Raw genomic sequence first — 26,928 nt, 5'->3', positions numbered from 1 at the left:
CTATGGCGGGTCAGGGGCTGCGGCGCAGGCGTTTGACGTCGGAGCGGAGCTTCTTGGTGGCGATGCGGCGCTCGACCGAGCCCCGGCTGGGCTTGGTGGCGCGGCGGCGCTTGGGCGGGGGCGCGATGGCCTCGCGGATGCGCTGGGCCAGGCGCTGCTCGGCGGCCTCGCGGTTGCGCAGCTGGGAGCGGTATTCAGAAGCGGCGATGGTGATCGTGGGGGAGCCGAGCCGATCCAGGGCGCGGGCCTTGAGCTCCGGCGGCAGCGCCGTGGTGGCGGACACGTCGAAGACGAGCTCGACCCGGCTGTCCGTGGTGTTGACGCCCTGGCCGCCTGGGCCTGAAGAGCGGGAGAAACGCCAGACGAGCTCGGCGTCCGGGATGACGACCGAGTCGTTGACGACCAGCGGGCCGGGCATGGCGGGGTGCTCCTGTTTCTTTGAAGGTGAATGCCACCGTATCTGAGCGACATATGCCCAAGGCAATGGGATTTTCAATCACAGACGCCGCTGCGACTATGGAATGAACGATCTGTGGGGGAGGCCGATTCCGTGGTGCACGTGACGGCGGTGCAGCTGGCCCTGGTGCACGTGACGGCGGTGCAGCTGGCCCTGGTGCACGTGACGGCGACGCAGATAGCCCTGACGGTGCCCCTGGCCATCGCCTCCGCCACTGGATTCCTTCTACTCCGCTGCCAGGGCAAGGGCCGGCCGTTCGGGCCCGGCGGCTGGTGGCTGGCGGTCGTCATCATCCTGCTGACCGGGCTGGTCTCCTCGGCCGTGGCGCTGGTGGGCGGCGAGCTGCTGAACAACTACCTGTCCACGGTGCTGGGCGCGGTCGCGCCGGGCGGGCTGTGGCTGAGCCAGGTGCGCTCCCGCGAGGACGACCGGCGCTCGCTGGCCAAGGAGGCGGCGACGTTCTGGCTGGTGTCGCTGCTGGCCAAGCTCGACCAGGCGATGGCCGAGGACCAGCGGGTCTGGTGCGAGAAGCGGGTCGACGACTCGTGGAGCGTGTACGAGCTGAGCCTGGCCGCCAACCGCTACCACGAGCGCATCGGCGAGCGGCTCTCGGTGGAGGAGCGCAGGAAGGAGCGGGTGCACGCCCGGCTCGACGCGATCGAGCGGCGGCTGGACGTGGCCGCGCTGGTCGAGGACGGGGCGTCGCGGTCCAAGGTGATCACCGCGCTGCGCGGCTCCCGGCACACGCGGCTGGCAAGGTATGAGCGCTATATCAATGATCTGACCCGCTTACACGGCATCCTGCGGCATGACGCCGAGAACGACGTGCTGCGGCTGCTGGCCTCGGCCTATCGGAGCGGGTATCGGTCGCTGCCCAGGTTCGTACCGCCGACGCGGTCGCGAATCGCCACGTCGCTCAGACCTCACCCCTGAGACGCGCCGCACAGATCTCGCCCCTGAGACGCGCCGCTCAGGCCCTCAGGCTTCACCCATGAGAGCCGCGAGGCTGCTCGACGAGCAGGATGGACTCCTCCTCGGCCTCGCTCAGCGTGAACTCGATGCGGGCGCCGAGCGCCTTGACCACGGAGCCGAGAGTGCGGAGCGTGAGGTTCTCATCCCCTGACAGGATCTGGCTCACCCGGCCGGGCGACACGCCCATCGAGGCGGCCAGATCGGCCCGCGAGACCTTGTGTTCACGCATATACCACGTGATCTCGTCGACGGCGTCCTGGGCGAGACCGCCCGGGCTCACCTCGTCAGGCATGCTCCGGCGAAAGGCCATCTCGGTCTCGCTCTCAGCGGTCGGTTGCTGGTGACTCAACTTTAGCTCTACCTAAACCTTTAGGCAAGACTAAACCGGCAAACGATCTGCAAGTGAGGTGTGTCACCATCGCCTGGAATCACGGGGAAACTGGGAGGGCGCTGTGGCGGGCATCGTCGGCGTGCACGGGATCGGCAAGTACAACTACTACGTGGCGGCGGGCAACTCCGCGACCGGGGCGGCGGACGCGATGCGCCTCAAGTGGGACCGCTACCTCCAGGCGGCGCTCGGGGGAGAGGGCCGGGCCTACTTCAGCGAGGTGGCCTACTTCTCCCACCTGCTGCACGACGGCCGGCCCAAGGAGGGTCCGCAGGCGTTCGCGGGCATGCAAGGCTCCGCCCAGCAGGTGCTCGTCGGCTGGGCCAGGAACATGGGTCTGGGGGAGCGCTTCACCGGGGCACTCAAGCTGTTCACCGGGTGGCTGCTGGCCCGGCTCGACAGCAGGTCGGTGGCGTTCGCGTCGCTGTTCGCGCCGGAGGTGGCGGCCTACCTGACCGACCCGGCCCGGCGCGAGAGGTGCCAGGAGGCCGTCCGCGACACGATCAGGAAGCACAGCCCCCGGGTGGTGATCGCCCATTCGCTGGGCAGCGTCGTGGCGTATGAGACGCTCTGGGCCAACCCCGACCTCGAGGTCGACCTGCTCGTCACCCTCGGCAGCCCGCTGGGCATGCGCAACGTGGTCTTTGAGCGCCTCCTGCCCGCCCCGATCAACGGTCTCGGCAGCCGGCCCGCCGGCGTCAAGCGCTGGGTGAACATCGCCGACAAAGACGACATCGCGGCCATTCCACCCGATCTGTGCGGCAGCTTCACCGGCGTGGACGTGGAGGAACTCGTCAATCTCGACTGGATCGACTTCCACACCGCCGAGAAATACCTGGGTTGCCCGGCGCTCGACCCGCATCTGCGACCATTCCTGCCATGACGTGGATTGTCTTCGACTACGGCAACGTGCTGTCCCTGCCCCAGTCCGAGTCCGACGCCGACGAGATGGCCCTGGCGGTGAGCGCCGATCCCGAGGCGTTCAAGCGGGGCTACTGGGAGCACCGCCTGGAGTTCGACCGGGCGGCGCTGTCTCCGGCCGCCTACTGGTCGGCGGTGCTCGGCCGGCCGGCCACCATCGCCGAGATCGCCCGGCTGGTCGCGATGGACGTGGCCAGCTGGGCCTACCCGGACGAGGGGACGGTCGCCATCCTGAACGATCTCCTGGACGACGGCGGCAACGTGGCCCTGCTGTCCAACGCGCCCGTCTGCCTGGCCGACGGCCTGGACGGGCTGCCCTGGATCGCCAACATCAAGCACCGCTTCTACAGCGGCAGGATGGGCCTGGTGAAGCCGAACCGGGAGATCTTCGACCGGATGGCGGCCGACCTCGACGCCGACCCGGCCGAGATCGTGTTCATCGACGACCGGGCGGAGAACGTGGCCGGGGCCGAGCACGCGGGCATGACCGGCATACGCTTCACCTCCGCCGAGGCGCTGCGGGAGGCGCTCAAGGCGTGAGGCGCTCAAGATGTGAGGCGCTCAGGGCGTGAGGCGCGTTAATCGAGCGGCGGCTTATCTCTTATGTGATTTATGGTGTTTCAAATGGAAAGCGCCTTTAACGTCGATCTGCGCGGTGTGGTCGACCTGCTCAGCCGCCACCTGTACTCGAGCCCCCGCGTGTACGTCCGCGAGCTCCTCCAGAACGCGGCCGACGCGATCACCGCCCGCCGGGCGGCCGACCCGGAGGCGCCCGCCACGGTGACCATCGAGGTGGCCGATGGGCGGCTCAGCGTGCACGACACCGGCATCGGCCTCACCGAGGACGAGGTCCACGTGCTCCTGGCCACCATCGGCCGCTCCTCCAAGCGCGACGAGCTGGGCTTCGCCCGGCACGAGTTCCTCGGCCAGTTCGGCATCGGCCTGCTGTCCGGCTTCCTGGTGGCCGACGAGATCAGCGTGCGTACCAGGTCGGCGAGGGGCGGCCCGACCGTGCTCTGGACCGGACGCTCCGACGGCCGCTACGAGGTGGCGCCGGCGGGGGAGGAGCGGGACGAGCCGGGCACCACGGTCACTCTCGCGGCGCGGCCGGACGCCGCCGAGTGGGTGACGGAGCGGACGATCACCGAGCTGGCGGAGCTGTACGGCTCGCTCCTGCCGATCGATGTCACCGTGAACGGCCGCCGCACCACCATCGGCGCCCCGCCCTGGCAGGCAAAGCACGCGTCTCCCGCGATAAGAAGACATTTCCTGCAAAAGCATGGCGCGGAGCTGTTCGGGTTCACTCCGCTCGACGTCGTCGACCTCCACGTCCCCGAAGCCGGGCTCACCGGCGTGGCCTACATCCTGCCCACTCCGGCGAACCCGGCCGTCCGCGGCGGCCACCGCGTCTACCTCAAGCGCATGCTCCTCACCGAGAGCGCCGACGGCCTGCTGCCCGACTGGGCGTTCTTCGCCCGCGGCGTCGTCGACGCGGCCGAGCTGCGGCCCACCGCCAGCCGCGAGGCGCTCTACGAGGACGACCTCCTCGAACACACCCGCCTGGAGCTCGGCCGCCAGCTGCGCGCCTGGCTGGTCCGGCTGGCCGAGACCGACCCCGACGGCCTGCGCGCCTTCCTGGGTCTGCACCACCTGGGTGTCAAGGCCCTGGCCCTGCACGACGACGAGATGCTCAGGCTGGTCGATCAATGGCTGGAGTATGAGACCAGCGCCGGGCGGATGACGCTCGCCCAGTTCAGGACGAGGCACCCGAACGGCCGCTACACCACCAGTGTCGACGAGTTCCGCCAGCTCGCGGCCGTTTCCGGCGCCCAGGGCGTCGGCCTGGTCAACGGCGGCTACGTCTACGACGGCGAGATCCTGCCCCGCCTCACCCGCATCGATCCGGACGCCCGGCTGGCCCGCCTCGACCCCGCCGAGCTGGCCACCCACCTGAGCCCGCCGGACCCCGAGGCGGAACTGCGCGCCCGCCCCTTCCTCGGCGCCGCCGGGCGGGTGCTCGACCCGCTCGGCTGCGAGGTGGTGCTGCGCGACTTCGACCCGGCCTCGCTGCCCGCCCTCTACCTGACCAGCCGCGCGGCCCAGCACCACGCGGAGCTGCGCGAGGCCCGCGACGTGGGCGACGAGCTCTGGGCCGACGTGCTCGGCGCGATGGAGCGCACGCTGGCGGTGGACCGGCCCAGGCTGGTGCTCAATCACCGCAACCCGCTGGTCCGCCGCGTCACCGGGCTGCCGGACCTGACGCTGGCCGCCACCGCCGTCGAGGCGCTGTACGGCATGGCGCTGCTCCACGGGCACCACCCGCTGCGGCCCGCCGACACCGCGGCGCTCAACCGCTCGTTCCTCGGCCTGCTCGACTGGGCCGTGCAAGGGGGCACGCGTGACTGACCAGGTCGAGACGCTGCTGGCGGAGGCGGCGCGCCTGCCGTACGGGGAGGCCAGGACCGTGCTGGCCGAGCGGGCGCTGCGCGAGGCCGAGGCGCTGCGCGAGCCGGAGCCGGCGATCGCGGCGCGACTCGCGCTCACCCAGGCCTACCAGTACGGCGGTGAGCCCGCGAAGTCGTTCGCCACCTTCTCCCGGACCGTGGCCGCCTACGACGCCGAGCCCGGCCGGTTCACCGATTGGCAGGCGCGCAGGGTGCTCTGGCAGTTCAAGTGGATCATGAGCGACATGCGCAGGTTCCCGGAGATCCCGCTGCGGCGGACGCTCGACGCGCTGGACGACATGGAGCGGCGCTACCGCGAGGCGGGGGCACCTCAGGCCGTGTACGCGCAGCGCTGCCGCGTCGCGCTCCACCTCGGCGACGAACCGGCCGTCGAGGAGTGGCTGCACCGCTGGGAGACCGCGCCGCGCGACGACCTGTCCGACTGCCGCGCCTGCGACCTCGGCGGCAGGGCGTACGTGCTGGCGTCGCTGGGCCGGTACGAGGAGGCCGTGGCCGTCGGCGGGCCCGTCGTCGCGGGCGAGTTCTCCTGCGGAGTGCAGCCGCAGAGCGTCCTGTGCACCCTGCTCATGCCGTATCTCAAGACCGGGCACCTGGACGAGGCCGCGGAGGCGCACCGCCGGGCGTACCGGATCGTGCAGGGACAGATCGGATATCTGGACGACATCGGCGACCACCTGGAATTCTGCGCGCTGACCGGGAACGCGACGCGCGGGCTGGAGATCCTGGAGCGGGAGCTGCCGCTACTGGAGCGGCCGCCGTCGCCGGCGCAGGCCCGCTCGTTCATGACGGGCGCCGCGCTGGTGCTGCGCCGCCTGATGGAGACGGGCCACGACGGGCTCACCGTACGGCGGGCCGGCCGCGACGTGCCGGTGCCGGAGCTGCACGCGGAGCTGGCCGCCGGGGCACGGGAGATCGCGGCCCGCTTCGACGCCAGAAACGGCGACGACGTCCACACGCGTCGCGTGGCGGCCACGCTGGCGGCCGAGCCACTGGTCGCCCACCTCTCCCTCGTCTCGCCCGCCCGCCGGGGCGGGCCGGAGGGACGGATCGACACCGACAGCCGTACGGCGGTCCGCGCGCTGTTCGAGCTGGGCGACCACGAAGCAGGGCTGACCGCCCTGCGCGAGGCGGGCGACCCGGCCGCGGCCATGGAGACGGCCAAGGAGCTGGCCGACCTCGATCTGGACGTGGCGGCGGCACAGGCGTACGCGGTGGCGGCCGACCTCTACCGGGACGCCGGCGAGCTCCTCGCCGCAGGCCGCGCCATGAGGCAGCGCGCGAAGTGCGTCTACTTCGCCGGCGACGACCCCGCAGAGATCAGCGAGGCGTACGCCCAAGCCAGAGCCGCCCTGACCGCGGCGTCGGACATGGGACAGCCGGAGGCGGGGGAGCCGGAAACAGGGCAGCCGGGCATCGGGCAGCCGGACACGGAGCAGCGGCGGGAGGCGGCCTGGGAGCTGGCCGGGCTCGGCTACGACGAGGCCGTCGCCCTCGAGTGGGCCAAGTGCTACGAGGCCGCGGCCGAACGCTGCCAGGAAGCCCTCGACACCTATCTGGCCCTCGACGATCAGATAGCCGCCGTGCGAGCCCGCGAGCTTCTGGAAGGACTGCGAGAGGAGACGGAGCAGGAGGACTGACGCTGTTCATCCAGCCTTGACTCCACTGTCACAACCCTGTCAGTCGAGGTGGACATACCTGGACCGTGGACCGCAGATCCTTCCTCGCCGCGGCGGCAGTGACGTTCCTCGCGCCATCCCAGCAGGCAGCAGCAGCCTCTTTCCAGTCGACCAGAACCCTCAAATCCGACCCGTTCAACCTAGGCGTGGCCTCCGGAGATCCGTCCACCGACGGCTTCGTCCTCTGGACCCGCCTCGCCCCGAACCCCCTCGCCGGAGACGGTCGTGGCGGCATGCCCTCCCGTGGTGTGGACGTCGACTGGCAGGTCTCCACCGACGAACGCTTCTCGAAGATCGTCAAATCCGGTACGGCCGAAGCGCGGCCGGGCGCCGCTCACAGCGTCCACGTCGAGGTCGCGGGCCTGGAGCCGGGGCGCGACTACTTCTACCGGTTCAGGAGCGAGGGCAGGCTCTCGCCCGCCGGCCGTACCAGGACCACGCCCACCGGTGAGCAGCCGCTCACGTTCGCGGTGGCCGCGTGCGCGCACTACGAGCACGGCTACTACACCGCCTACCAGAGGCTGGCCGAGCAGGAGCCCGAGCTGGTGGTGTTCCTGGGCGACTACATGTACGAGTACGGCCCCAGCGGCTACACCGCGCTGGCCGGCCGGGTACGCACGCACACGCCGGGCAAGTGCGAGACGCTGGCCGACTACCGGCTGCGGCACGCCCAGTACAAGAGCGACCACGACCTCCAGCGGGCGCACGCGGTGGCGCCGTGGCTGGTGGCCTTCGACGACCACGAGGTGGAGAACAACTGGGCCGGGTCCGTCTCCAGCACCGGCGCCCCCGGCTTCAGCCGGCGCCGGGCGGACGCCTTCAGGGCGTACTACGAGAACATGCCGCTGCGCCGGGCGAGCCTGCAGGGCGCCGTGCTGCGGGTGAACCGGCGCGTCTCCTGGGGGTCGCTGGCCCGCTTCCACCTGCTCGACACGCGGCAGTTCCGTGACGACCAGGCGTGCCTGGACGGGGTACGCGCGGGGTGCGACGAGCGGCTGGCGGCCGGGCGTACGCTGCTGGGCGCCGACCAGTGGCGCTGGCTGGAGGACGGCCTGCGCGGCTCCGGTACCCGGTGGAACCTCCTCGGGCAGCAGATCCTCATGGCGCAGCGCGACTACAAGGTGGGGCCGGGCCGCGAGGTGAACCTCGACGCGTGGGACGGGTACGCCGCCGAGCGGACCCGGTTGCTGGGCTCGCTGTCCGGCACCTCGAACCCGGTCGTGCTGACCGGGGACGCCCACATGCACCACCTGGCCGACCTCAAGACCGACTTCGACGACCCCGACTCGCCCGTGGTGGCCAAGGAGCTGGTGACCTCGTCGATCGCCAGCGACGGGGACGGGTACCGGGACCGGACGTGGATCGCCGAGTCGCTGCAGGAGAACCCGCACATCTCCTACATCGACCAGCGGCGGGGCTACCTCATGGCCAAGGTCACTCGTGACGATATTTCGGTGGATTACCGGACGTTGGATTACATCTCCCGCAAGGGCGCCCCGGCCAAGACCGCCCACAGCCTCACCATCCCGGCCACCGCCGGGCCCCGCGCCTGAGCCCGCCCGACCCGAGCCCTCTGGACCTGAGCCTGAACGTTCGCTGTCAAAGGGCTGAGGGTTCGCTCAACGCAAACGCGGCCGAGCCACCCATGTGGCCCGGCCGGTGGGTCGTCAGCTCTCCGGCCAGCTGTCGTCCGGGAACTCGCCCGTGCTGCTGTCCGCCATGACCACCTGGTCGTTCTCACTCAGGCCCGAGGTGATCTCCACGTACTGGTCGCCGCGCACCCCGGTACGCACCGCCCGTGCCGCGTCGCGCCCGCCCGAGCGTACGGTGACCACGCTCGTACCGTCGGCCCGGCTCTTCACCGCTTCGGCCGGCACATAGATCCCGTTGTCGGCCGTGCCCGTCGTCACCGAGACCGAGGCGGTCTGCCCGAGCATCAGCCCGCGCGGCGGCCGGTCGAAGGCGAGCGTCACCGAGTAGCGGACGAGCTGGTCGCTCACGGTGGCGGTCGGCGCGATGCGGGTGACCGTGCCCGGGTACTTCTGCGCACCCCGCGTGGCCAGGGAGATGCTCGCCTGCTGGCCGAGCTTGAGCTTGTTCACGTCGGATTCGGTGACCAGCGCGTCGACCTGGAGCTCGTTCAGGTCGCCGAGGCTGATGAACGTACTGGTGCCCGCCGTGTCGCCGACCGATCCGGCCACCGACAGCACCGTGCCGGCGGCCGGGGCCACGATCCGGGTGCCGCGCACCGCGTCGGTGGCCTGCTCAAGGGCGGCCTGGGCGCGGTCCACGTTCGCGCTGGCCTGGTCCTCGCTGATGCCGCCCTTGCCGTTCGCACCGGCGCAGGGGCTGCCGCCCTGGGACTGGCGGGTTCCGGGCGTGGCCTTCCCGGTGGGCCGGCCCGAGGCGCCGGTCGACGGCTTTCCCGTGGGTCTCCCGGTCGCCTTACCTGTGGGTTTCCCCGTGGCCTTGCCCGTGGGTTTCCCGGTGGGCTTGGTGGACGGCTTGCCGGTGGAGGTGCCGGTCGGCGAGGCTGACGGCCGGCCGCCGTCCGGCGTGGCCGTGACGGTCGCGGTGACGGTCGCCGTGGCCGTGACGGTCACCGTGACGGTGGGCTGCGGCTCGTGGCCGCTCGGGGTGGGCTCCGGGGTCGGCGTCCAGGTGGGCCGGGGGGTCGGCGTCGTGCCCGGAGTGAGCGTGGTGGTGGGGTTCGCGTCCGCGACGGGCACCGAGGAAGGCCCGAAGGCGCCCTTGCCGGTGGCCGCGACGGGCACCGCAGACGGCCCGAAGGCGCCCTTGGCGGCGACCGCGCCCGCGACGGAGGCGGACGTGCCGCCGCTGCTCGGCGCGCACGAGGCCGTGCTGGTGGCGGCGGTCGAGGCGGTCTCCAGGGCCTCCTCGGCGGCGGCCAGGTCGGCGGTGGCGGCCGTGTAGCCCTCGCGGGCCGCCCGGCTGTCCACCCGGGCCAGCACCTGCCCCTTCTTGACCTTGGCGCCGACCTTGACGTAGACCTTGGTCACCGTTCCGGAGCCGCCGAAGCCCAGGTCACGCCGCGAGCCGTCCACGGTGTTGCCCGCGGCCGTGACCGAGGCGATGACGACGCCCCGCTTGGCCGCCGCCAGCCGTACCTGGGCGGCGGGCTCCGAATCGTCACGGAGCGCCAGCACCAGGCCGGAGCCGGCCACCAGGACGGCCAGGGCGAGCCCGCCGAGTTTGAGCGCCTTCGGCGGGATAGTCGATCTCATGAAGGCCCATCATGGCGTGAACAGGTGGGGACGAGGCTGCGAGCGGGCTCAGAGTTGTCTGTGTGTCTCCGTATGCTCCGGCTTTGTCAGCGAACCTTCAGCTAGCTCGCATCTCCAGCGCAGACTGGTGTGCAAGGGTCACCGCCTGTGAAGGTGTCGACAAGGCGCAGAGCGCTGATGACCAACGGAGCCCTGAGCGTGCTCCTGCTGGGCGGGGTCGCGTTCGCGTACACCCAGCTCGGCATGGGCGAGGTGGCGAGCGAGACGGTCACCCGCACGGTGACCGCCGGACGCGGCACCGTGACCGCCTCGGTGTCCGCCTCGGGGGCGGTGGAGAGCTCCAAGAGCAGAGCGCTGGCGTTCGGTACGAGCGGCACGGTCGAGCACATCTACGTCAAGGCCGGTGACAAGGTCCGCAAGGACGACATCCTGGCCAGGCTCGACGACGCGGCCGCAGAGGAGAGCCTGTCGGCCGCCCGCGCCACGTACAACAGCGCCGTCGACGACGGGACCTCGACCGCCCAGCTCTACGCCGCCTACATCAAGGCGCGCAACGCCTACCGCGAGGCCCAGCGGACGGCCGCGGCGACGGTGCTGCGCGCGCCGTTCGGCGGTACGGTCACGGCCGTCAACGGCGCCGTCGGCGGCTCCTCCAACGGATCCGGCACGTCCTCCGGCACCTCTGCCACGCAGAGCACCGGCCAGAGCGGGCAGGGCGGCAGCCAGTCGAGCAGCGGATCGGGGTCCGGGTTCATCGATCTGGCCGACACCGGCAAACTCCAGCTGGTCGGTACCTTCACCGAGTCAGACGTCAGCAAGCTCAAGGTCGGCCAGGCGGCCACCGTCACGTTCGACGCGCTGCCGGGCGTCACCGCCACCGGCAAGGTCACCCAGATCGAGCCGGTCGCCGCCACCAGCAACAACGTCGTGCAGTATCCGGTGACGATCTCCTTCACCAAGGTCCCCAAACAGGTGCGACTCGGGCAGACCACCACCGTGGAGGTGGTGACCGGCGAGGCGGAGAACGTCATCTCCGTTCCTTCCACCGCGATCTCCACCAGCGGCGGACAGAACACGGTCACCCTGCTCAAGAACGGCCAGCAGGTCAGAACCCCGGTCGAGGTGGGCGTACAGGGCGCCTCGCTGACCGAGATCAAGTCGGGCGTCTCCGAAGGCGACCAGATCGTCCCGCCGGCCACCACGACCACGGGCACCGGCAACAACCAGCGGCAGGGCGGCTTCGGCGGCGGCTTCCCCGGTGGCGGCGGCGTGCCGGGAGGCGGGCGATGACCGCTCCCGTCCTGCGCGTGCAGAACCTGGTCAAGGAGTACGGCGAGGGCGACGCCAGGGTACGGGCGCTGCGCGGGGTGAACCTCGACGTCGAGCAGGGAGACTACCTCGCCATCATGGGCGCCTCCGGCTCCGGCAAGTCGACGCTGATGAACATCCTCGGCTGCCTGGACGTGCCCACCACCGGCCGCTACCTGATCGACGGCGCCGACGTCGGGCAGCTCGACGAACACCAGCTCGCCAAGCTGCGCAACCGCCGGGTCGGCTTCGTCTTCCAGTCCTTCAACCTGATCCCGCGCATGAGCGCGCTGGCCAACGTCGAGCTGCCGCTGGTCTACGGCGGCATCGGCCAGGCCGAGCGGCGCAAGCGCGCGCTGGCCGCGCTGGAGCAGGTCGGCCTGTCGGACCGCGTCCACCATGAGCCCAACCAGCTGTCCGGCGGTCAGCAGCAACGCGTGGCCGTGGCCAGGGCGCTCATCACCGCCCCCGCCCTGCTGCTGGCCGACGAGCCGACCGGCAACCTCGACACCGCCTCCACGCAGGACGTACTGGAGATCATGGACAGGCTCAGCGAGTCGGGCCGCACGATCGTGCTCATCACGCACGAGAACGACGTGGCGGCGCACGCCAAGCGGGTCATCAGGCTGGTGGACGGCGAGATCGTGGAAGACGTCCGGCAGGGCCCCATCGACGGACCGCCGCCGCGGATGGCGGAGGTCGCTCGATGAACCAGTTCGAGGTCCTGCGCTTCGCCCTGCGCGGGCTGCTGGCCAACAAGATGCGCAGCTCGCTGACCACGCTCGGCATCCTCATCGGCGTCGCCGCGGTCATCATGCTGGTCGCCGTCGGCGAGGGCTCCTCGCAGAGCATCACGAAGAACATCCAGCGGCTCGGCGCCAACACGCTGACGATCTCCCAGTCCTTCGCGGGCGGTGGCGGTGGGGGCGGCGGCTTCGGGCGCGGCGGCGGCGGTGGACCCGGCGGCGGGCAGCAGAACACCGGCCCGCGTACCCAGGCCAGGGAGCTCAGCCTCGCCGACGCCAAGGCCCTGACCGACAAGACCGTGGCCCCGTCGGTCAAGTCGGTCTCGCCGGTCGTGACCGCCTCCTCGGCCGCCACCACCTACGGGGCGGCCAGCCACTCGATCGCCCAGCTCGTCGGCACCTACCCGAGCTACTTCGAGGCCACGAACAAGCCGGTGACCAAGGGCACGTACTTCTTCAACGACGACGTGCTGGCCGCCAGGAAGGTCGTGGTGCTCGGGCAGACCGTGGTCGAGGAGCTGTTCGGCACCCTCGACCCGATCGGCAAGCAGGTGACGGTCTCCGGGGTGCCGTTCACGGTCGTCGGCGTGCTGAAGGAGACCGGGTCGACCGGCGGTCAGGACGCCGACGACGTGGCCATCGCGCCGCTGCCGGCCGTACAGCAGAGCCTGACCGGGTTCGGCTCGCTCAACTCCATCGTCGTGCAGGCCGCCGGCTCGACGGCGACGGAGTCGGCGCAGTCGGAGGTCACGGCCATCCTCAACCAACGGCACGGCATCACCGGCACCGCCTCGGCCGACTTCCGGATCCTCAACCAGGCCACGCTGCAGGAGACCGTCAGCGCGGCGACCGGCACGTTCACCGTGCTGCTCGGCGCGGTCGCGGCGATCTCGCTGCTGGTCGGCGGCATCGGCATCACCAACATCATGCTGGTGACCGTCACGGAGCGGACCAGGGAGATCGGCATCCGCAAGGCCATCGGCGCGCCTAGGAGCGCGATCCTGGGCCAGTTCCTGATGGAGGCCACGCTGCTCAGCCTGGTCGGCGGGCTGTCCGGGGTGCTGGTGGCGTTCCTGGGCACCCGCTTCACCGTCGCGGGCATCCAGCCGGTGCTCGTACCGTCGTCGGTCGTGCTCGCGCTGGGCGTCTCCGTCGGCATCGGATTGTTCTTCGGCAGTTATCCCGCCAACAGGGCGGCCAAGTTGCGGCCGATCCAGGCCCTGCGCCATGAGTGACGGACCCCCGAAGGAGACAGAAATGGCCAAACTCGACGGCTCGCCGTATCCGGAAGATCTGGACAGCGAGTTGGCCGTCCAGCCACGGAAGCCGCTGTCCAAGGTGACGCTCGGCCTGATCGCGGGCGTGGTACTGGTGGCCGGAGTGGTGATCGGCATCCAGGCGCAGAAGGCGCTGGGCGCGCCCGCCACGACCGCCGCCATGCAGCCGGGCGGCCGGCAGCTGCCCGGCGGGTACGGCCAGCAGGGCAGGCAGCCGGGCGGGTACGGTCAGCAGCCAGGAGGCCGGCAGCAGATGCCGGGCGGGTACGGTCAGAGGATGGGCGGCGCGGGCGGCGGCACCGTGGGCACGGTCGAGAAGGTCGAAGGCGGCAAGATCTACGTCAAGACCATGGACGGCTCCACGGTCACGGTCACCACCACCGACGCGACCACGGTCCAGGTGACCAAGCCGGGCAAGCTGGCCGACCTGCGGACCGGCACCAACGTCGTGGTCCGCGGCGAGAAGGGCGGGGACGGCTCGGTGGCCGCCACCTCGATCAGCCAGGGGGGAGTCGGCAGATGACCGAGCCGGAGGCCAGGCTGCTGGTGGTGGACGACGAGCCCAACATCAGGGAGCTGTTCTCCGCCAGCCTGCGGATGGCCGGGTTCGAGGTGCTCACGGCGGCCGACGGCAAGGAGGCCCTGCGGGTCGCCGAGCAGAGCACGCCCGACCTGGTCATGCTGGACGTCATGCTGCCCGACCTGGACGGCCTGGCGGTCGCGGGCAGGCTGCGGTCCCGCGGCCGCCGGGTCCCGGTGCTGTTCGTGACAGCCAAGGACACCCCGGAGGACCGGCTCGCCGGGCTCGGGCTCGGCGAGGACTACGTGACCAAGCCGTTCAGCCTGGAAGAGGTCATCGCCCGCATCCGCGCCGTGCTGCGCCGGACCCGGCGGGGCGCGCCGCCGCCGAACCGGCTGCGCATCGCCGACCTGGAGCTGGACGAGGAGACGCACGAGGTGTGGCGCGACGGCGTCCAGGTGCGGCTGTCGCCCACCGAATACCGGCTGCTGCTCTACTTCATGCTCAACGCGGGACGGGTGCTGTCCAAGACGCAGATCCTCGACCACGTCTGGAACGGCGACTGGCGCACCGACGTCGGGCTCGTCGAGTCGTACGTCTCCTATCTGCGCCGCAAGATCGACACCGGCGAGCGGAGATACCTGCACACGCTGCGTGGCGTCGGCTACATCCTGCGCCCGCCCAAGGATTGACCCCGGCTTCCCGAATGGCAGGACTGAGGAGGTATCTCGCGCGGACGCCGCTCTGGCTGCGGCTCGTCTCGGCCACCTTGCTGATGGTCACGCTGGCCATCACGCTGACCGGGCTGTTCGCCGTACGGCTGCTGCGCGGCTATCTCGTCGAGCGCGTCGACCAGCAGCTGCGTGCCGCCAGCGTGCCATGGCGGGGCGCTCCGCCACCTCCTGAGCCGCAGCCGGGCCCACGCCCGCAGCGCTTCTTCGGCCTGTTCCACTCGGTGCTGGTGGACTCCACCGGCGCCAAGATCCGGACCATGACCGAGTCGACCGAGACGCACACGCCCAGGCTGCCCCGGCTCACCAGCGCCGACGTCGCCCTCATGGCCGGACAGCCCTTCACCGTCGACTCGCAGGACCCGCAGGGACCCTACTGGCGGGCCGTGGCCATGCCGGGCCGCGACGGCGACAGCAGGATCATCGCGATCAGCCTGGGCGACCTGGACGACACGGTCTCCCAGCTGCTGCTCATCGTGGCGGTCGGCGGTGGCGGGACCCTCGTGGTGCTCGGCTTCGCCTGTCACTGGCTCGTACGGCGGAGCCTGCGCCCGCTGGGGGAGATCGAGCGGACCGCCCGCCACATCGCGGACGGCGACCTGTCCCGCAGAGTGCCGCTCTGGTCGGCCACCACCGAGGTCGGCAAGCTCGGCCGGGCCCTGAACGGCATGCTCGCCCGCATCGAGATGGCCGTACGCGAGCGCGAGGCGGCGGCCGAGGCGGCGCGCGAGTCGGCCCGGTCGGCGCGCCGCTCGGAGGAGCTGACCCGCCGGTTCATGGCCGACGCCTCGCACGAGCTGCGTACCCCGCTCACCTCGATCAGGGGGTTCGCCGAACTGTTCCGGCTCGGGGCGGACAAGGACCTGGCGGAGGCGACCCGGCTGCTGAGCCGGATCGAGGGCCAGGCCGCGCGGATGGGCCTGCTGGTCGAGGACATGCTGCTGCTGGCCAGGCTCGACCAGCGCCGCGAGCTCGGCGAACAGCCCGTCGACGTGCTCAGCCTCGCCGCCACCGCCGTGATCGACGCCCAGACGCTCGCGCCGGACCGGAAGATCGAGCTGGTCATGCTGTACGGGAGCGAGGGGTCGGTCTTCGTGACCGGCGACGAACCGCGGCTCGGGCAGGTGCTGGGCAACCTGGTGGGCAACGCGCTCAGCCACACGCCGCCGGGCACGGCCTTCACCGTCGGGGTCGGCGCGCGTGACGGGCAGGCCGTCGTCGAGGTGGCCGACGAGGGGCCCGGGTTCTCCCGGGAGGTGGCCGAGCGGGTGTTCGAGCGGTTCTACCGGGCCGATCCGGCGCGCAGCTACGGCGGTGCCGGGCTGGGGCTGTCGATCGCGGCCACGCTCGTGGAGGCGCACGGGGGCAGCGTCTCCGCGTCGAGCGAGCCGGGCAAGGGCGCCACCTTCCGCGTCACGCTCCCGCTCGCCCCGTCATCCCCGGCCACCCGGTCTCAGCGGCAGACGAGCGGGCAGGCTGGGCCTTAGCCTCGTTTCTCAGGTTGGGATCAGCTCTCAGGTCGGGATCAGCCGAACGCGTAGCCGTACAGGCCGGGGCCGCTGCTCAGCTCGCGGACCTTCCCCGGGACCAGGCCGGGACGCAGGCCCGTCTGGCGCGAGCCGGGCACGTACAGCACCTTGCCCTGGTCCGGCGCCGCCACCACCAGCCCGTACAGCGGACGCTCCTTGGTGAGCTGCCGGTAGCGCCCGCCGAGCGCGGGCAGCGCGGCCAGGGACGCGCCGAAATCGCGGCCCTTGCCCTTGATGAGCAGGTTGCCGTCCTTCGTCAGCCCGCCCTTCCTGGCCCCGGCCAGCACTTGGACGCCCTTCTCGCCGGGTACGCCGACGGCCAGCTCGTCGTCGCCGTCCCCGTTGAAGTCCCCGGCCGCCAGCGCGGCGCCGAACCGGTCGTAGTACCGCGGCGTGCCCTTGAGCAGCCGCTGCGTCCACATCTCCGACCGGGCGCCGCGCAGCAGCGCGCTCCCGCTCCCGTACAGGACGTGCACGGCCCCGTCGCCGTAGTCCATCGCCCGCTGGTTGGCGCTCAGCCCTTCGCCGGGTACGCCGACGGCCAGGTCGTCGTGCCCGTCGGCGTCGAAGTCGCCGGTCGTCAGCGCCGCGCCGAACGCGTCCCACTTCTCCGCCGAGCCCTTGATCCCGGGGCTGCTCTGGGTGAGGAGCCCGGCCCGCCGGCCCCGCACGTCGATGAGGGTTACGGAGCCCTGTCCGTCCTGGGTGACGCTGTCGGCGGGCGCGCCCACGGCCAGCTCGGCGCGCCCGTCGCCGTTGAAGTCGCCGGTCGCCAGGGCCGCGCCCCACTGGTCCGTCACGTTCGCCGCCTGCCGTATCCAGGGGGTCTTCTGAGTGATCTGGTACGGCTTGCGGCCCTTCATCCAGTAGATCGTGACGCCCCCGCCCGTACGGTGGCCAGGGGCGCCCACCGCGAGCTCGTCGCGTCCGTCGCCGTCGAAGTCACCGGCGGCCAGCGACGCCCCGAACCGGTCGCTCGACGGCTTCGCCGGCGCCAGCTCCTTACCCGGCCGCAGGCCCGTGGGCGAGCCATGGAACAGCTCGACGACGCCGTTGCCGTCGGCCCCCGGCACGCGCTCGCCCACGAACTCCTCTGACACGCCCACCGCGAGGTCGGCGCATCCGTCCGCGTTGAAGTCGCCGACCGCGAGAGCCGAGCCGAACGAGTCACCTGGCTCGGCGCCCTCCTGGGTCAGCTTCTCCTTGCGCCCGCTGCCGTAGACGACCGTCACGGAGCCGGCCCGCCGGTTGTCGTAGGGGGCGGCCACCGCCAGATCGGGACGGCCGTCGCCGTCGAAGTCGGAAGGGGATCCGCCACACGACGGAGCCGCGGCGTGGCTCGTACCCGAAACGAGGGGAAGAACCAGGCAGGCGGCTAGCAGTGCGTTCATACAGGTAGGTATTTCCGCCCCGACCGAACCAGGTCTTAACGCCACGGGAACGTGCCAGGATAGGCGGGTGGACATCGACCTCGCGGATCTGGGTTTCTGGCGCCAGTCCCCCAAGGCCCGGCATGAGGCGTTCGCCAGACTCCGGCAATTAGAGCATCCCGTGTTCTTCCCGGAGAAGAAGGTGCCCTTCCTCCGGTCCGGCAGCGGCTTCTACGCCCTGGTCAGGCACGCGGACGTGGTCGAGGCCAGCCGAGACGCCAAGGTGTTCTCCAGCGAGCCCGCCGTCACCAATCCGGAGCCGCCGGGCTGGGTCAAGCAGGTGTTCGGCGAGTCGATGGTCAACATGGACGACCCGCGCCATGCCCGGTTGCGGCGCATCGTCACCCGCTCGTTCAGCCCGCGCATGCTCTCCGGCCTGCAGGACGACATCGAGGCCGCGTGCGAGCGGATCGTCGACGACGTCATCGGGCAGGGCCCGCGCGACTTCGTCGGCCAGGTAGCGGCCCGGCTCCCCATCCACGTCATCTGCGACATGATGGGCATTCCCGACGACCTGCGGGCGAAGGTCCACGAACACGTCGACGTCTCCACCGCCTACACCGGCGTACGCCCCAGCCTGGTCCGCAGCGTTCAGCTCGCCGGCCAGAACATGCTCGCCCTCCTCGCCCTGCAGCGCATGGTGATCAAGCTGGGGCACGAACGGGCCGCCGATCCGCGAGGCGACCTGGTGTCCCTGCTCGTCACCGCCAACCCCGACGGCGAGAAGCTCACCGACCGCGAGCTCGGCTCCTTCTTCGCCCTGCTCCTGGTGGCGGGCAACGAGACCGCGCGCAACACCATGGCCCACGGCATCAAGCTGCTCACCGACAACCCGGCGCAGCGCGACCTGCTGATGGAGGACTTCGACGGCCGCATCGGCAACGCGATCGAGGAGATGGTCCGCTACGTGTCGCCGATCATGCAGTTCCGGCGCACGCTGACCCAGGACTACTCCCTGCGCGGCCTGGAGCTGAAGAAGGGCGACAAGGTGGTCCTCTTCTACGGCTCGGCCAACCGCGACGAGACGGTCTTCCCCGATCCCGACAGCTTCGACATCACCCGCGAGACCAAGCCGCACGTCGGCTTCGGCGGGCCGGGCCCGCACTTCTGCCTGGGCGCCAACCTGGCCAGGCAGGAGATGCGGACGATGTTCCGGGTGCTGCTGACCAGGTTGCCGGAGATCCGCTCGGTCGGCGAGCCTGAGCTGCTGCTGTCCAACTTCGACAACAGCGTCCGCAGTCAGGGGTTCACGTTCTGAGCTGCTCTTCCGGGGCCAGGACGTTCCTTCTGATCGTCAGGAAGGTGATCAGTGCCGCGACGACCATCATCGCGGCGCTGATCAGCATGGCGGTGTGGAAGCCCGCGTTGAAGACGGGCGGGTTCTTGAAGGCGTCGCCGACCAGGCCGACCAGGGGCGGCACCGCGGCCACCGCGAGCAGGCTGCCGGTGCGGGCCACCGCGTTGTTGACGCCGCTGGCCGTACCCGCGTGGCGCTCTTCGGCGGTGGCCAGCACGGTCGCGGTCAGCGGCGCCACCGCCGCCGACAGACCGAGCCCGAACACCGTGACCGCGGGCAGGACCTGAAGAACGTACGAGGCGCCGAAGCCGATCGTGCTCATCCAGAGGAACCCGAGCCCGGCCACCAGGATGCCGATCGTCATCGGCCAGCGCGGGCCGTAGCGCTTGGCCATCTCGCCGGCGCGCGCCGACAGCAGCAGCATCAGGATCGTCGTCGGCAGCAGCGACAGCCCGGCCGGGGTCGCCGCGAACCCGGACACCACCTGCAACTGCACGACGAGCAGGAAGAACACCACGCCCATCGCCGCGTACATGATCAGCGTCACCACGTTCACGGACGTGAACACCCGATCGCGGAAGATGCTCACCGGCACCAGCGCGTCAGGGGACCTGCGCCGCTCCAGCACCACGAACGCCGCGCCCAGCGCCACTCCCACGACCAGCGGGATCACCGCCCCCTTCTCGATCAGGCCATAAGTGAGGCAGGCCAGGGCCAGCGCCGCCAGCACCGCGCCCAGCACGTCGAACCGGCCCGCGGCCTGCTCGTCCCTGCTCTCGGGCACGTGCCGCCGGGTGACCAGCACCACGAGCGCCGCGACCGGCAGGTTGAGCAGGAACGCCCACCGCCAGCCCGCCGTCTGCACCAGCACCCCGCCTAGCAGCGGGCCGATCGCGGCGGCCACCCCACCCAGCCCCGACCAGGCGCCGACCGCGCGCGGCCGGTCGTCCCTGACGAACGACGCCTGGATGATCGCCAGGGACCCCGGGGTGAGCAGCGCGCCGCCGACGCCCTGCAGCGCACGGGCGGCCACCAGGAACTCGACGTTCGGCGAGAGCCCGCACAGCGCCGAGGCCAGCGCGAACCAGACCGTGCCGACCAGGAACACCTTGCGCCTGCCGTAGCGGTCACCGAGCGAGCCGCCCAGCAGGATCAGCCCGGCCAGGGTGAGCGTGTAGGCGTTGATCGTCCACTGCAGACCGGCCATGTCCGCGTCGAGGTCGTCGCCGAGGAAGGGCAGCGCGACGTTCACCACGGTGCTGTCGAGCATGGCCATCCCGGAACCCAGCACGGTCGCCGCCAGGATCCAGCGCCCTCGGGCGGACTTGAGCGCTACGTGGTCGTCCTGCATGAGAGCAATCTTGTCACCCCTTTAGGTGCATAGCGGTCGGCCCCTCCCCGGAGAGGTGCGACCCAGGACCCGCAGCGTTGTTCGGGGGCCCCTGACCCTCACGGATCGGTACATAGGGCCCCTCCCGGAGAGGCGCTACCCAGCACCCACGGCATTGCCCAGGGCCCTGACCACCACGGAGAGGTGTCACCTGTCGAGGGAGAACCCTCAGTCTCTTCACGGAGAGGTGCCACCCAGAAAGAGCCGAGAGCCGTCAGCCACAGGTGCCATGAAGAGGCGCCATGAAGAGGCGCCGTGGAGAGGTATTGCTGCCCAGAGCCTATGGAGAGGTGCTGCTGCTACCGAGGGCCCTCAGGACGAAGCCCGTCACCAACGCCCCCGCCGCCTCGACGGTGACCGCGCCGCTGATCAGCGGCACCCGCTCCGCGCCGATCACCGCGATGATCATTCGAGCCGTCGCCTCGACATCGACCACCTGGAAATCGGCCGACTCGATCCCGCTCTCCAGGATCCCCACCAGGATGCGCTGCATGGGCGCCACATGCTCGGCGAGCTGCTGGTAGGCGTCAGGGCCAAGGGCAGCGCTGAGATCCGCCGCTCCCGGATGCGGATGCGCCAGCAGGCCGGTCAACTGCAGCCGAACGAACACCCGCAGCCGATCGGCAGGGGAGGCGACGACCGGCAGCTCCTGCTCGTAGCTTTCGATGAAGTAACTGGTGACCCGCTCGGTGAAGGCCAGCAGGAGGGCGGCCTTGTCCGGGTAGTAGTTGTAGAGAACGGTCCGAGTGATCTCGGCCTCGTTCGCCACGTCCGTCATGGAGATGGCGTCGATCCCCTGCACCCTCGACAGGCGGGCGACGGCCTCGAGGATGCGATCGCGCGTCTGTGCTCGGTGCTCACCGATGGTGGCTGCGGAGATGCGGGGCATGCGTCCATGGTAGGCCGGTGCCCATCCCGCTATAGGCCGACTTCTATTAGCCGACTTCGCGCACGAGATGCGAGGGCCGGACCAGCGTCTGGAAGGCGGCGCGATCAGCTGCCACCAGCGGCGGACCGACTTCTGGAAGGCGGCGCGATCAGCTGCCGCTAGTGGCGGACCGATCTCCGGAAGACGGTGCGATCAGGTACCGCCAGCGGTGGGCCAGCCTCTGGGGGCGGCGCGATCAGGACACCGCCAGCGGCGGACGCTGACGCGCTCGGTGCCCCGCGTCCTTCCGCATTCTTCGTCCCGCGCTCCCTCGCATTTTCACCGGCAGCTGTGCAGTGTGCCCAATGCGGTGGTGCGGGGGTGCGATGGCGTTCCTCTATGCGACAGCCTTGACCACATGGAGCAGCTCGCCGAGCACCTCGGTGTTGAGCTGGTAGGCCAGCTTGACCTCACGGATCACGCGATGCTGCTCGCGCTCGCCGAAGGGCAGCGCGTCGAGGCGGGCGCGATATTCGTTCTTGAATCGGGGCAGGCTGCCGACCTCGTCGAACAGGTAGAAGTCGACCCCGCCGCCCTTCTGGTAGCCGTAGATCTTCTGCAGCTCCATCCGGATGAACTGCCCGCCCGACAGGTCGCCCATGTAGCGGGTGTAGTGGTGGGCGATATAGCCGCCCGGCCAGTCGGCCACCTGCTCGATCCGCGCCACCAGGGTCCGGGTCGCCTTCGAGGGCACGATCCGGTCGCGCCAGCCGGCACCGTAGACGGTCTGCAGGTCACGCTCCAGCGCCTGCTCCCGGTAGAGCTCCGGGAAGACGAACCGGCCGGCCACCGGGTGGTCGGCCAGGGCCTTGGCGGCGCCGTCGAGAGCGAGGTAGGCGAAGTAGTGCTGAGCGACGAGCTCGCCGTAGTCGTGTTCGCTCAACCGGCCGCCCATCAGCTCTTTGAGGTAGCTCTCGTCCTCGGCCGACTCGTGGTCGCTCCAAGTGGCGTTCTTCAAGGTCTCGGAGAACGACGTCACGCTTCACCCCAATGTGTTGCCAGGTCTTTCATGACAAAGTGTCACAAACCCTGGACGGGCCCGTCAAGTTGATGACGACACTCTGTCATTAAACCCGACCCTGTCATGCTGGCGCCGCAGCCATCACATCACCGGGGCGGCCAAGGGCGATCAGCGTGAGATTCCGCAGCGACGGCGTGCCTGGTGCGAAGTAGTCACTGTGCCCGCCGGGCCCCACCTCAAACACCCGCGCCCCGTACCCGGGACTCAGCGCGTCGGCCCCGAAACCAAGCGGCCCAAGCTTCACCTTCGGCACGAACCTGATCCAATCGCTTCCGCCCACCCCCGCCCACACCCTGGTGGGAGACGGCACACCGCCGGACGCTCTGTGGCCGGACGGTGGGTGATCGGACACGTCGGACCAAGGGTGGTCGGACTGCGGCCCGTCAGACAGCATCCAGTCGGACGGCGCACGATCAGACGGTGCACGGCTTGACGTCGCGTGGCCGGACGATGGGTGGTCTGGCACTGCCTGATCAGACGTTGCCTGGACCGATGGCACACGGCCAGACGGTGCGTGGCTGGACGATGCGTCGATGCCGGGGCTTCCGAACAGCGCCACATCCGCGACGGGCAGGTCCGCCCCGGCCTTGGCGCACACCACCGAGCCGTAGCTGTGGCACAGTAACGCGATCGGCGCGGACGTCCGCGCGTGCAACTCCATGACGGTACGGCGCAGCGCCTTCGCCCCCTCGACGGCCGCCGTGTCGGTGATGGCGCCCAGGCTCCACGTAGGCGGCGCGTCATAGCCGAGCCAGGCGATCACGGCCAGCCGCTCGCCGTGGCCCACCTTGGCGGCCTCGGCCAGCAGCGCCCGCGCCGCGCCCCCCGGCCGCTTCGTGCTCGCTTCGAAGGTGGCGACCGTGGTGTCGGCCCCCGGCACCACGATGGCGACCCGATCGGCGGTGGCCAGGTCGCCGTAGACCTTCACAAGCCGGCCACTGTGCTGGCCGGGCAGCGCCAGGACCGCGCCGAACGCGAGACTTCCGGCGAGCGTGAGCATTCTGAGCATGCTCGGAAAGATACGAACGAGAGGCCGTCGACCGCGTCACCGCTGGGGCTGAATTCTCTTGTAGTACCTGGGGGTGACGGCCGGCGCGTCATGCCTTGTCCTCGCGATGGGTCATCAGGCGGCAGCCACGAGGGCGGGCCGGGGTGCCGGGATGGGGCAGGGTCTGGCGGAGGTCACTTTTCCTTGATCGCTGCCTCTACCAGGGTACGTGCGGCCCAGGTGATGGCCTCCTGTTCGGCCTGAGGGTCAAGACCGCGGACGTCGCGTAGGGCGATCTGCGCCTCCCAGCCGACCACGATGGTCAGGGCCGATATCAGGAGCTCGAACCGTTCCTCGCTGAGGGTGCTCCGGAGTGGTTCGCAGGCCTGTTCCAGCCATTCCACCCGGCGGCGAGTCCGGCGCGGGGCGGCTCGCTCCTGAGCGTCGTTCGGCGCCGGATCGACGGTCAGACGGATCAGCCGGCGGCCCAGGGGAAGGGATTGCGGTGAGTACTCCAGCAGTGTCCGGATGAGGGCGTCTACCCGGGCTACAGGATCGTCGGCGAGTGCGGGGTCGGCCAGTGCCGCCTCGACCGGGGGCTCGTTGAGCGCGCCAGCCGTCGCGTCGATCAGCAGGTGGTCGAGGGTCGGGAAGTGCATGTAGATCGTGCGGCGTGAGACGTCGGCGGCGGCCGCGATCTCGTCGATGGACGGCGTCGCTCCGACGGCGCTCAGGCGTACCGCCGCGTCGACGATCGCTTTGCGGGTGCGGCGGCGCTGCGCTTCGCGTCCGCCGCGGCGGACTGGTTCGTCACTCGTCATCGTGCCCCCTGTCATTTCTCGGGTCGGTCTGCGGCCGGCTTGACGGCCGTTCGCGGCATGAGTATATCTTGGTGCAGTCGTTGCACGAGAGTGCAACGACTGCACACCTGCAAACTTTTATGGCGCAGATCACAGAGCCGCACCTGTCACAGGGATCAGGTCGTCGGCGTCTCGTGTTCGGCAGGCAGCAACGAAAGAATGGAAGGTCATCATGACCAAGGTCTGGTTCGTCACCGGTTCGTCCCGCGGCCTGGGCCGCAGCTTTGTCGAGGCAGCGCTGTCTCGTGGCGACAAGGTGGCCGCGACCGCCCGGAAGGCCGAGAGCCTTGACGACCTGGTCGCCGCCTACGGCGACGCGGTGCTCCCGCTCGCGATGGACGTGACCGACAAGGCCGCCGTCCTCGAGAGCGTGCGACGGGCCAAGGAGCACTTCGGCCGCCTGGACGTCATCGTGAACAATGCCGGCTACGCCCAGGTCGGCGCGGTCGAGGAGCTGACCGAGCACCAGCTGCGCGACCAGCTGGAGACCAACCTGTTCGGCGCGGTGTGGGTGGTCCAGGCCGCGCTGCCCTACCTGCGCGAGCAGCGCTCGGGACACATCATCCAGCTGTCCTCGGCCGCCGGCCTCATCGCCATGCCGCTCGGCGGCGCCTACCACGCCTCCAAGTGGGCCCTGGAGGGCTTGAACGAGGCCCTCGCCGGCGAGGTCGCCGGCTTCGGCGTCAAGGTGACCATCATCGAGCCCGGCGGCTTCGCCACCCGCTCCGGCAAGAACCCCGACCCGCTCAACAACGGCCATGTGGCCGAGCCCGACCCGGCCTACGACGGCCTGCGCCAGCGCCTCGGCGCGATGGCCGGCAAGCTGCCCGCCGGCGACCCGGCCGCGGCGGCCCAGGCACTGCTCAAGCTGGTGGACTCCGACAACCCGCCGCTGCGGGTTCTCTTCGGCCAGGGCTTCCACCCGATGATCCAGCAGGCCTACGCCGACCGGCTCACGATGTGGGCCGACTGGCAGGACCTTTCGGTGGAGGCGCACGGCAAGGCCGACCACCAGGCCGCGATTTGAGCCTTTCCAGATCTGAGCCGCGTCGTTCCTCTCGGCTCGATGCGCGCCCCCGGCTGGAGCTCGGCGCTCGATAGGGATGCCTGTACGGGCACTTCCCCGCTTCGTGGTCGCGCGCGAGGTGAGCTGTACGGCTGGCGCCGGCCGTACAGCTTTCGGGCCAGAGGCTTCCGGCCGCGATGGTCTCCGCGGGCGAGGACGCGGATCTGTTCACCGAGCAGTTCAGCCCTACCTGGAAGGTTTTGACCACACATGCAGTACACCCACCTTGGCCGCGCCGGAGATGCGGTGCCGCTGGACAGCGCCGACTCCGAGCTACCCCGCTCGGTCTACTCATGAAGGGCCTGCATCTACGGCTTGCGCACGTGGTGGTGGCGCGCCCGCGCAGCCGTAGCGACCACTGGTCGTTCCTGTTCGGTCAGATTGCGGTCTACAGCCTGGTGGTGCTCGTCGTCACCGGAGCCTTCCTGACCTTCTTCTACGACCCCGACATGACCCAGGTGATCTATCAGGGCCACTACACCCCGCTGCGCGGAGTGCCGGTCAGCCGCGCGTTCGCCTCCACACTGGAGATCAGCCTGGAGGTACGCGGTGGTCTGCTGATGCGGCAGGTCCACCACTGGGCCACGCTGATCCTCATCGCCGCCATCTGCCTGCAGCTGCTGCGCCTGTTCTTCACCGGCGCCTTCCGTCGTCCGCACGGTCTGAACTGGCTGGTCTGGGTCGGCCTGTTCATCCTGGGCATCGTCGCGGGCGTCACCGGGGGAATCCTGCCCGACGACATGCTGTCCGGAGGCAGCCTCGCGCTGATCCAGGGCGTCACCCAAGCCATCCCGCTTGCCGGAACCTACCTGACCGGCCTGCTCTTCGGCGAAGCCGTCCCCGGTGAGCAGGTCATCCCGCTGTTCTACTGGCTGCACGTGCTGCTCGTTCCGGCGATCATGATCGGGTCGCTCATCGTCCGGCGCCGGCTGCTCCAGCGGCACGGCCGTACCCACTACCCGGGCGCGGCCCACATACCGCCGCTGAGTTCGCTGGCGCTGTTCCTCGCCACCTGCGGCGTGCTCACCCTGCTGGGCGCCCTCGCGCAGATCAACCCCATCTGGCTGTACGGCCCGGCCAAGCCGGGCACCACGAGCGCGGGCGCGGTGCCCGACTGGTACATGGGCTTCCTGGACGGTGCCATCCGCATCATGCCCGGCTGGGAACCCGTCGTCGCCGGCCACCCGCTCACCCTGTCAGTCCTCATTCCCGCCCTGGTCGTGCCGGGCGCCTTCTTCACCGTCCTAGCCGCCTACCCCCTCATCGAACGCCGGCTCACCGGCGATCGAGGAGTCCACCGCCCCCTGGATCGGCCCCGTGAGGCCGCTGTCCGCACCGCCCTGGGCGCCGCCGGCATGACCTTCTACGGCCTGCTGTGGGCGGCGGCCGCCAACGACCAGTTCGCCCACCACTTCAGCTTGTCGTTGTTCACCGTCACCTGGTTCTTCCGCATCGCGCTCATCGCCGGACCGGCCGTGGTCTTCGAGGTCACCCGCCGCATCTGCCTGGCCCTGCAAGCCCAAGAGCGGGAACTGCGAACACACGGCATCGAGACCGGCATCGTCCGCCGATCGCCTCGCGGTGAGTACACCGAGGACCACTGGACGGCTCCCGCGATGCTCACTTACGGAAGCACCCATGCCGATCAACACTGACATCGAGATCCACGCGATGAACATCCTCATTCAGTCGGGTGGACATGATCGGCCGATC

The 26,928-nt window shown here is 70.4% G+C and carries 24 protein-coding genes; 15 read left to right on the top strand and 9 right to left on the bottom strand.

Features of this window, described 5'->3' with window-relative positions:
• Window positions 1-10: 10 nt before the first annotated feature.
• Window positions 11-418, bottom strand: a complete 408-nt coding sequence (gene arfB, locus AB0B61_RS18310) for an alternative ribosome rescue aminoacyl-tRNA hydrolase ArfB (protein ID WP_225291497.1) — start codon at window positions 416-418, stop codon at window positions 11-13.
• Window positions 419-532: 114 nt separating this feature from the next.
• Here arfB and AB0B61_RS18305 point away from each other — a divergent pair, with 114 nt between their 5' ends.
• Window positions 533-1,390 carry a hypothetical protein gene (locus AB0B61_RS18305; protein WP_358432811.1) on the top strand — a complete coding sequence of 286 codons (858 nt, stop codon included), beginning with the start codon at window positions 533-535 and terminating at the stop codon, window positions 1,388-1,390.
• 52 nt (window positions 1,391-1,442) lie between these two features.
• Here the strand turns inward: AB0B61_RS18305 and AB0B61_RS18300 are convergent, their stop codons facing one another.
• Window positions 1,443-1,721, bottom strand: a complete 279-nt coding sequence (locus tag AB0B61_RS18300; protein ID WP_358432810.1) for a helix-turn-helix transcriptional regulator — start codon at window positions 1,719-1,721, stop codon at window positions 1,443-1,445.
• Window positions 1,722-1,881: 160 nt separating this feature from the next.
• On the opposite strand from AB0B61_RS18300, the gene AB0B61_RS18295 reads away from it, so the two are divergent.
• The 5 genes from AB0B61_RS18295 to AB0B61_RS18275 all read left to right on the top strand — a co-directional run bounded on the left by AB0B61_RS18295 (window position 1,882) and on the right by AB0B61_RS18275 (window position 8,432).
• Window positions 1,882-2,700, top strand: a complete 819-nt coding sequence (locus AB0B61_RS18295) for a hypothetical protein (protein ID WP_358432808.1) — start codon at window positions 1,882-1,884, stop codon at window positions 2,698-2,700.
• The gene (locus tag AB0B61_RS18290) at window positions 2,697-3,278 is read left to right on the top strand and encodes an HAD family phosphatase (RefSeq protein WP_358432806.1); all 582 of its coding nucleotides are present in this window, start codon (window positions 2,697-2,699) and stop codon (window positions 3,276-3,278) included. Before AB0B61_RS18295 ends, AB0B61_RS18290 begins: the two co-directional genes overlap by 4 nt.
• Window positions 3,279-3,362: 84 nt before the next feature.
• Complete coding sequence (locus AB0B61_RS18285; protein ID WP_358432804.1) at window positions 3,363-5,144, top strand: HSP90 family protein; 1,782 nt, start codon at window positions 3,363-3,365, stop codon at window positions 5,142-5,144.
• On the top strand, window positions 5,137-6,840 hold the full coding sequence (locus tag AB0B61_RS18280) for a hypothetical protein (protein WP_358432802.1): 1,704 nt from the start codon (window positions 5,137-5,139) through the stop codon (window positions 6,838-6,840). Before AB0B61_RS18285 ends, AB0B61_RS18280 begins: the two co-directional genes overlap by 8 nt.
• 65 nt (window positions 6,841-6,905) lie before the next feature.
• A complete protein-coding gene (locus AB0B61_RS18275) occupies window positions 6,906-8,432 on the top strand; it encodes an alkaline phosphatase D family protein (RefSeq protein WP_358432800.1) in 1,527 nt (508 codons plus the stop codon).
• A 114-nt stretch (window positions 8,433-8,546) separates the two neighbouring features.
• Here AB0B61_RS18275 and AB0B61_RS18270 read toward each other — a convergent pair whose 3' ends face one another.
• A complete protein-coding gene (locus tag AB0B61_RS18270) occupies window positions 8,547-10,124 on the bottom strand; it encodes an efflux RND transporter periplasmic adaptor subunit (RefSeq protein ID WP_358432798.1) in 1,578 nt (525 codons plus the stop codon).
• A 177-nt stretch (window positions 10,125-10,301) separates the two neighbouring features.
• On the opposite strand from AB0B61_RS18270, the gene AB0B61_RS18265 reads away from it, so the two are divergent.
• Genes AB0B61_RS18265 through AB0B61_RS18240 form a run of 6 tightly spaced genes read left to right on the top strand, consistent with a single transcriptional unit; the run spans window position 10,302 to window position 16,193 of the window.
• Complete coding sequence (locus AB0B61_RS18265; protein ID WP_358432796.1) at window positions 10,302-11,414, top strand: biotin/lipoyl-binding protein; 1,113 nt, start codon at window positions 10,302-10,304, stop codon at window positions 11,412-11,414.
• Window positions 11,411-12,142 (top strand): ABC transporter ATP-binding protein, encoded by a 732-nt coding sequence (locus tag AB0B61_RS18260; protein WP_358432794.1) that lies wholly within the window; start codon window positions 11,411-11,413, stop codon window positions 12,140-12,142. The genes AB0B61_RS18265 and AB0B61_RS18260 overlap by 4 nt, the downstream gene beginning before the upstream one ends.
• On the top strand, window positions 12,139-13,413 hold the full coding sequence (locus tag AB0B61_RS18255; RefSeq protein ID WP_358432792.1) for an ABC transporter permease: 1,275 nt from the start codon (window positions 12,139-12,141) through the stop codon (window positions 13,411-13,413). Before AB0B61_RS18260 ends, AB0B61_RS18255 begins: the two co-directional genes overlap by 4 nt.
• Window positions 13,414-13,435: 22 nt before the next feature.
• Window positions 13,436-13,978, top strand: a complete 543-nt coding sequence (locus AB0B61_RS18250) for a hypothetical protein (RefSeq protein WP_358432790.1) — start codon at window positions 13,436-13,438, stop codon at window positions 13,976-13,978.
• Window positions 13,975-14,667 carry a response regulator transcription factor gene (locus tag AB0B61_RS18245; RefSeq protein ID WP_225291483.1) on the top strand — a complete coding sequence of 231 codons (693 nt, stop codon included), beginning with the start codon at window positions 13,975-13,977 and terminating at the stop codon, window positions 14,665-14,667. The genes AB0B61_RS18250 and AB0B61_RS18245 overlap by 4 nt, the downstream gene beginning before the upstream one ends.
• Before the next feature lie 14 nt (window positions 14,668-14,681).
• Window positions 14,682-16,193, top strand: coding sequence for a HAMP domain-containing sensor histidine kinase (locus AB0B61_RS18240; protein ID WP_358432788.1), 1,512 nt, complete (start codon window positions 14,682-14,684; stop codon window positions 16,191-16,193).
• 38 nt (window positions 16,194-16,231) lie between these two features.
• Here the strand turns inward: AB0B61_RS18240 and AB0B61_RS18235 are convergent, their stop codons facing one another.
• The gene (locus AB0B61_RS18235; RefSeq protein ID WP_358432786.1) at window positions 16,232-17,626 is read right to left on the bottom strand and encodes an FG-GAP and VCBS repeat-containing protein; all 1,395 of its coding nucleotides are present in this window, start codon (window positions 17,624-17,626) and stop codon (window positions 16,232-16,234) included.
• 67 nt (window positions 17,627-17,693) lie between these two features.
• Between AB0B61_RS18235 and AB0B61_RS18230 the strand changes: the two genes are divergently transcribed.
• Window positions 17,694-18,923, top strand: coding sequence for a cytochrome P450 (locus tag AB0B61_RS18230; protein ID WP_358432784.1), 1,230 nt, complete (start codon window positions 17,694-17,696; stop codon window positions 18,921-18,923).
• Here the strand turns inward: AB0B61_RS18230 and AB0B61_RS18225 are convergent.
• From AB0B61_RS18225 to AB0B61_RS18205, 5 genes are all read right to left on the bottom strand, one after another.
• Window positions 18,913-20,313: an MFS transporter gene (locus AB0B61_RS18225; RefSeq protein WP_358432782.1), complete on the bottom strand. Its 1,401-nt coding sequence runs from the start codon at window positions 20,311-20,313 to the stop codon at window positions 18,913-18,915. The two genes, AB0B61_RS18230 and AB0B61_RS18225, sit on opposite strands and share 11 nt — an antisense overlap.
• A gap of 319 nt (window positions 20,314-20,632) precedes the next feature.
• Window positions 20,633-21,241, bottom strand: a complete 609-nt coding sequence (locus AB0B61_RS18220) for a TetR/AcrR family transcriptional regulator (RefSeq protein ID WP_358432780.1) — start codon at window positions 21,239-21,241, stop codon at window positions 20,633-20,635.
• A 376-nt stretch (window positions 21,242-21,617) separates the two neighbouring features.
• Complete coding sequence (locus AB0B61_RS18215; RefSeq protein WP_358432778.1) at window positions 21,618-22,259, bottom strand: biliverdin-producing heme oxygenase; 642 nt, start codon at window positions 22,257-22,259, stop codon at window positions 21,618-21,620.
• Between the two features lie 103 nt (window positions 22,260-22,362).
• Window positions 22,363-23,310 carry an alpha/beta hydrolase gene (locus AB0B61_RS18210; protein ID WP_358432776.1) on the bottom strand — a complete coding sequence of 316 codons (948 nt, stop codon included), beginning with the start codon at window positions 23,308-23,310 and terminating at the stop codon, window positions 22,363-22,365.
• Window positions 23,311-23,483: 173 nt separating this feature from the next.
• Entirely contained in the window at window positions 23,484-24,110 is a 627-nt protein-coding gene (locus tag AB0B61_RS18205) for a TetR/AcrR family transcriptional regulator (protein WP_358432774.1), read from the bottom strand.
• 211 nt (window positions 24,111-24,321) lie between these two features.
• Between AB0B61_RS18205 and AB0B61_RS18200 the strand changes: the two genes are divergently transcribed.
• Together AB0B61_RS18200 and AB0B61_RS18195 are read left to right on the top strand one after the other, a co-directional pair.
• The gene (locus tag AB0B61_RS18200) at window positions 24,322-25,176 is read left to right on the top strand and encodes an SDR family NAD(P)-dependent oxidoreductase (protein WP_358432772.1); all 855 of its coding nucleotides are present in this window, start codon (window positions 24,322-24,324) and stop codon (window positions 25,174-25,176) included.
• A 332-nt stretch (window positions 25,177-25,508) separates the two neighbouring features.
• Window positions 25,509-26,870: a cytochrome b N-terminal domain-containing protein gene (locus AB0B61_RS18195; protein WP_358432770.1), complete on the top strand. Its 1,362-nt coding sequence runs from the start codon at window positions 25,509-25,511 to the stop codon at window positions 26,868-26,870.
• Window positions 26,871-26,928: the final 58 nt, after the last annotated feature.

Source organism: Nonomuraea sp. NPDC049158 (assembly GCF_040648335.1).
Taxonomy (GTDB): Bacteria; Actinomycetota; Actinomycetes; order Streptosporangiales; family Streptosporangiaceae; genus Nonomuraea.
This window is presented reverse-complemented; position numbering and strand designations above follow the sequence as displayed.

Excerpts from the sequence above, each read along its gene's own strand:
- AB0B61_RS18255 (WP_358432792.1), top strand. The coding sequence starts at position 12,139 with ATGAACCAGTTCGAGGTCCTGCGCTTCGCCCTGCGCGGGCTGCTGGCC.
- AB0B61_RS18270 (WP_358432798.1), bottom strand. The coding sequence starts at position 10,124 with ATGAGATCGACTATCCCGCCGAAGGCGCTCAAACTCGGCGGGCTCGCC.
- AB0B61_RS18235 (WP_358432786.1), bottom strand. The coding sequence starts at position 17,626 with ATGAACGCACTGCTAGCCGCCTGCCTGGTTCTTCCCCTCGTTTCGGGT.
- AB0B61_RS18195 (WP_358432770.1), top strand. The coding sequence starts at position 25,509 with ATGAAGGGCCTGCATCTACGGCTTGCGCACGTGGTGGTGGCGCGCCCG.
- AB0B61_RS18200 (WP_358432772.1), top strand. The coding sequence starts at position 24,322 with ATGACCAAGGTCTGGTTCGTCACCGGTTCGTCCCGCGGCCTGGGCCGC.
- AB0B61_RS18210 (WP_358432776.1), bottom strand. The coding sequence starts at position 23,310 with ATGCTCAGAATGCTCACGCTCGCCGGAAGTCTCGCGTTCGGCGCGGTC.
- AB0B61_RS18220 (WP_358432780.1), bottom strand. The coding sequence starts at position 21,241 with ATGCCCCGCATCTCCGCAGCCACCATCGGTGAGCACCGAGCACAGACG.
- AB0B61_RS18225 (WP_358432782.1), bottom strand. The coding sequence starts at position 20,313 with ATGCAGGACGACCACGTAGCGCTCAAGTCCGCCCGAGGGCGCTGGATC.
- AB0B61_RS18290 (WP_358432806.1), top strand. The coding sequence starts at position 2,697 with ATGACGTGGATTGTCTTCGACTACGGCAACGTGCTGTCCCTGCCCCAG.
- AB0B61_RS18250 (WP_358432790.1), top strand. The coding sequence starts at position 13,436 with ATGGCCAAACTCGACGGCTCGCCGTATCCGGAAGATCTGGACAGCGAG.
- AB0B61_RS18260 (WP_358432794.1), top strand. The coding sequence starts at position 11,411 with ATGACCGCTCCCGTCCTGCGCGTGCAGAACCTGGTCAAGGAGTACGGC.
- AB0B61_RS18285 (WP_358432804.1), top strand. The coding sequence starts at position 3,363 with ATGGAAAGCGCCTTTAACGTCGATCTGCGCGGTGTGGTCGACCTGCTC.
- AB0B61_RS18205 (WP_358432774.1), bottom strand. The coding sequence starts at position 24,110 with ATGACGAGTGACGAACCAGTCCGCCGCGGCGGACGCGAAGCGCAGCGC.
- AB0B61_RS18265 (WP_358432796.1), top strand. The coding sequence starts at position 10,302 with ATGACCAACGGAGCCCTGAGCGTGCTCCTGCTGGGCGGGGTCGCGTTC.
- AB0B61_RS18300 (WP_358432810.1), bottom strand. The coding sequence starts at position 1,721 with ATGCCTGACGAGGTGAGCCCGGGCGGTCTCGCCCAGGACGCCGTCGAC.
- arfB (WP_225291497.1), bottom strand. The coding sequence starts at position 418 with ATGCCCGGCCCGCTGGTCGTCAACGACTCGGTCGTCATCCCGGACGCC.
- AB0B61_RS18245 (WP_225291483.1), top strand. The coding sequence starts at position 13,975 with ATGACCGAGCCGGAGGCCAGGCTGCTGGTGGTGGACGACGAGCCCAAC.
- AB0B61_RS18240 (WP_358432788.1), top strand. The coding sequence starts at position 14,682 with ATGGCAGGACTGAGGAGGTATCTCGCGCGGACGCCGCTCTGGCTGCGG.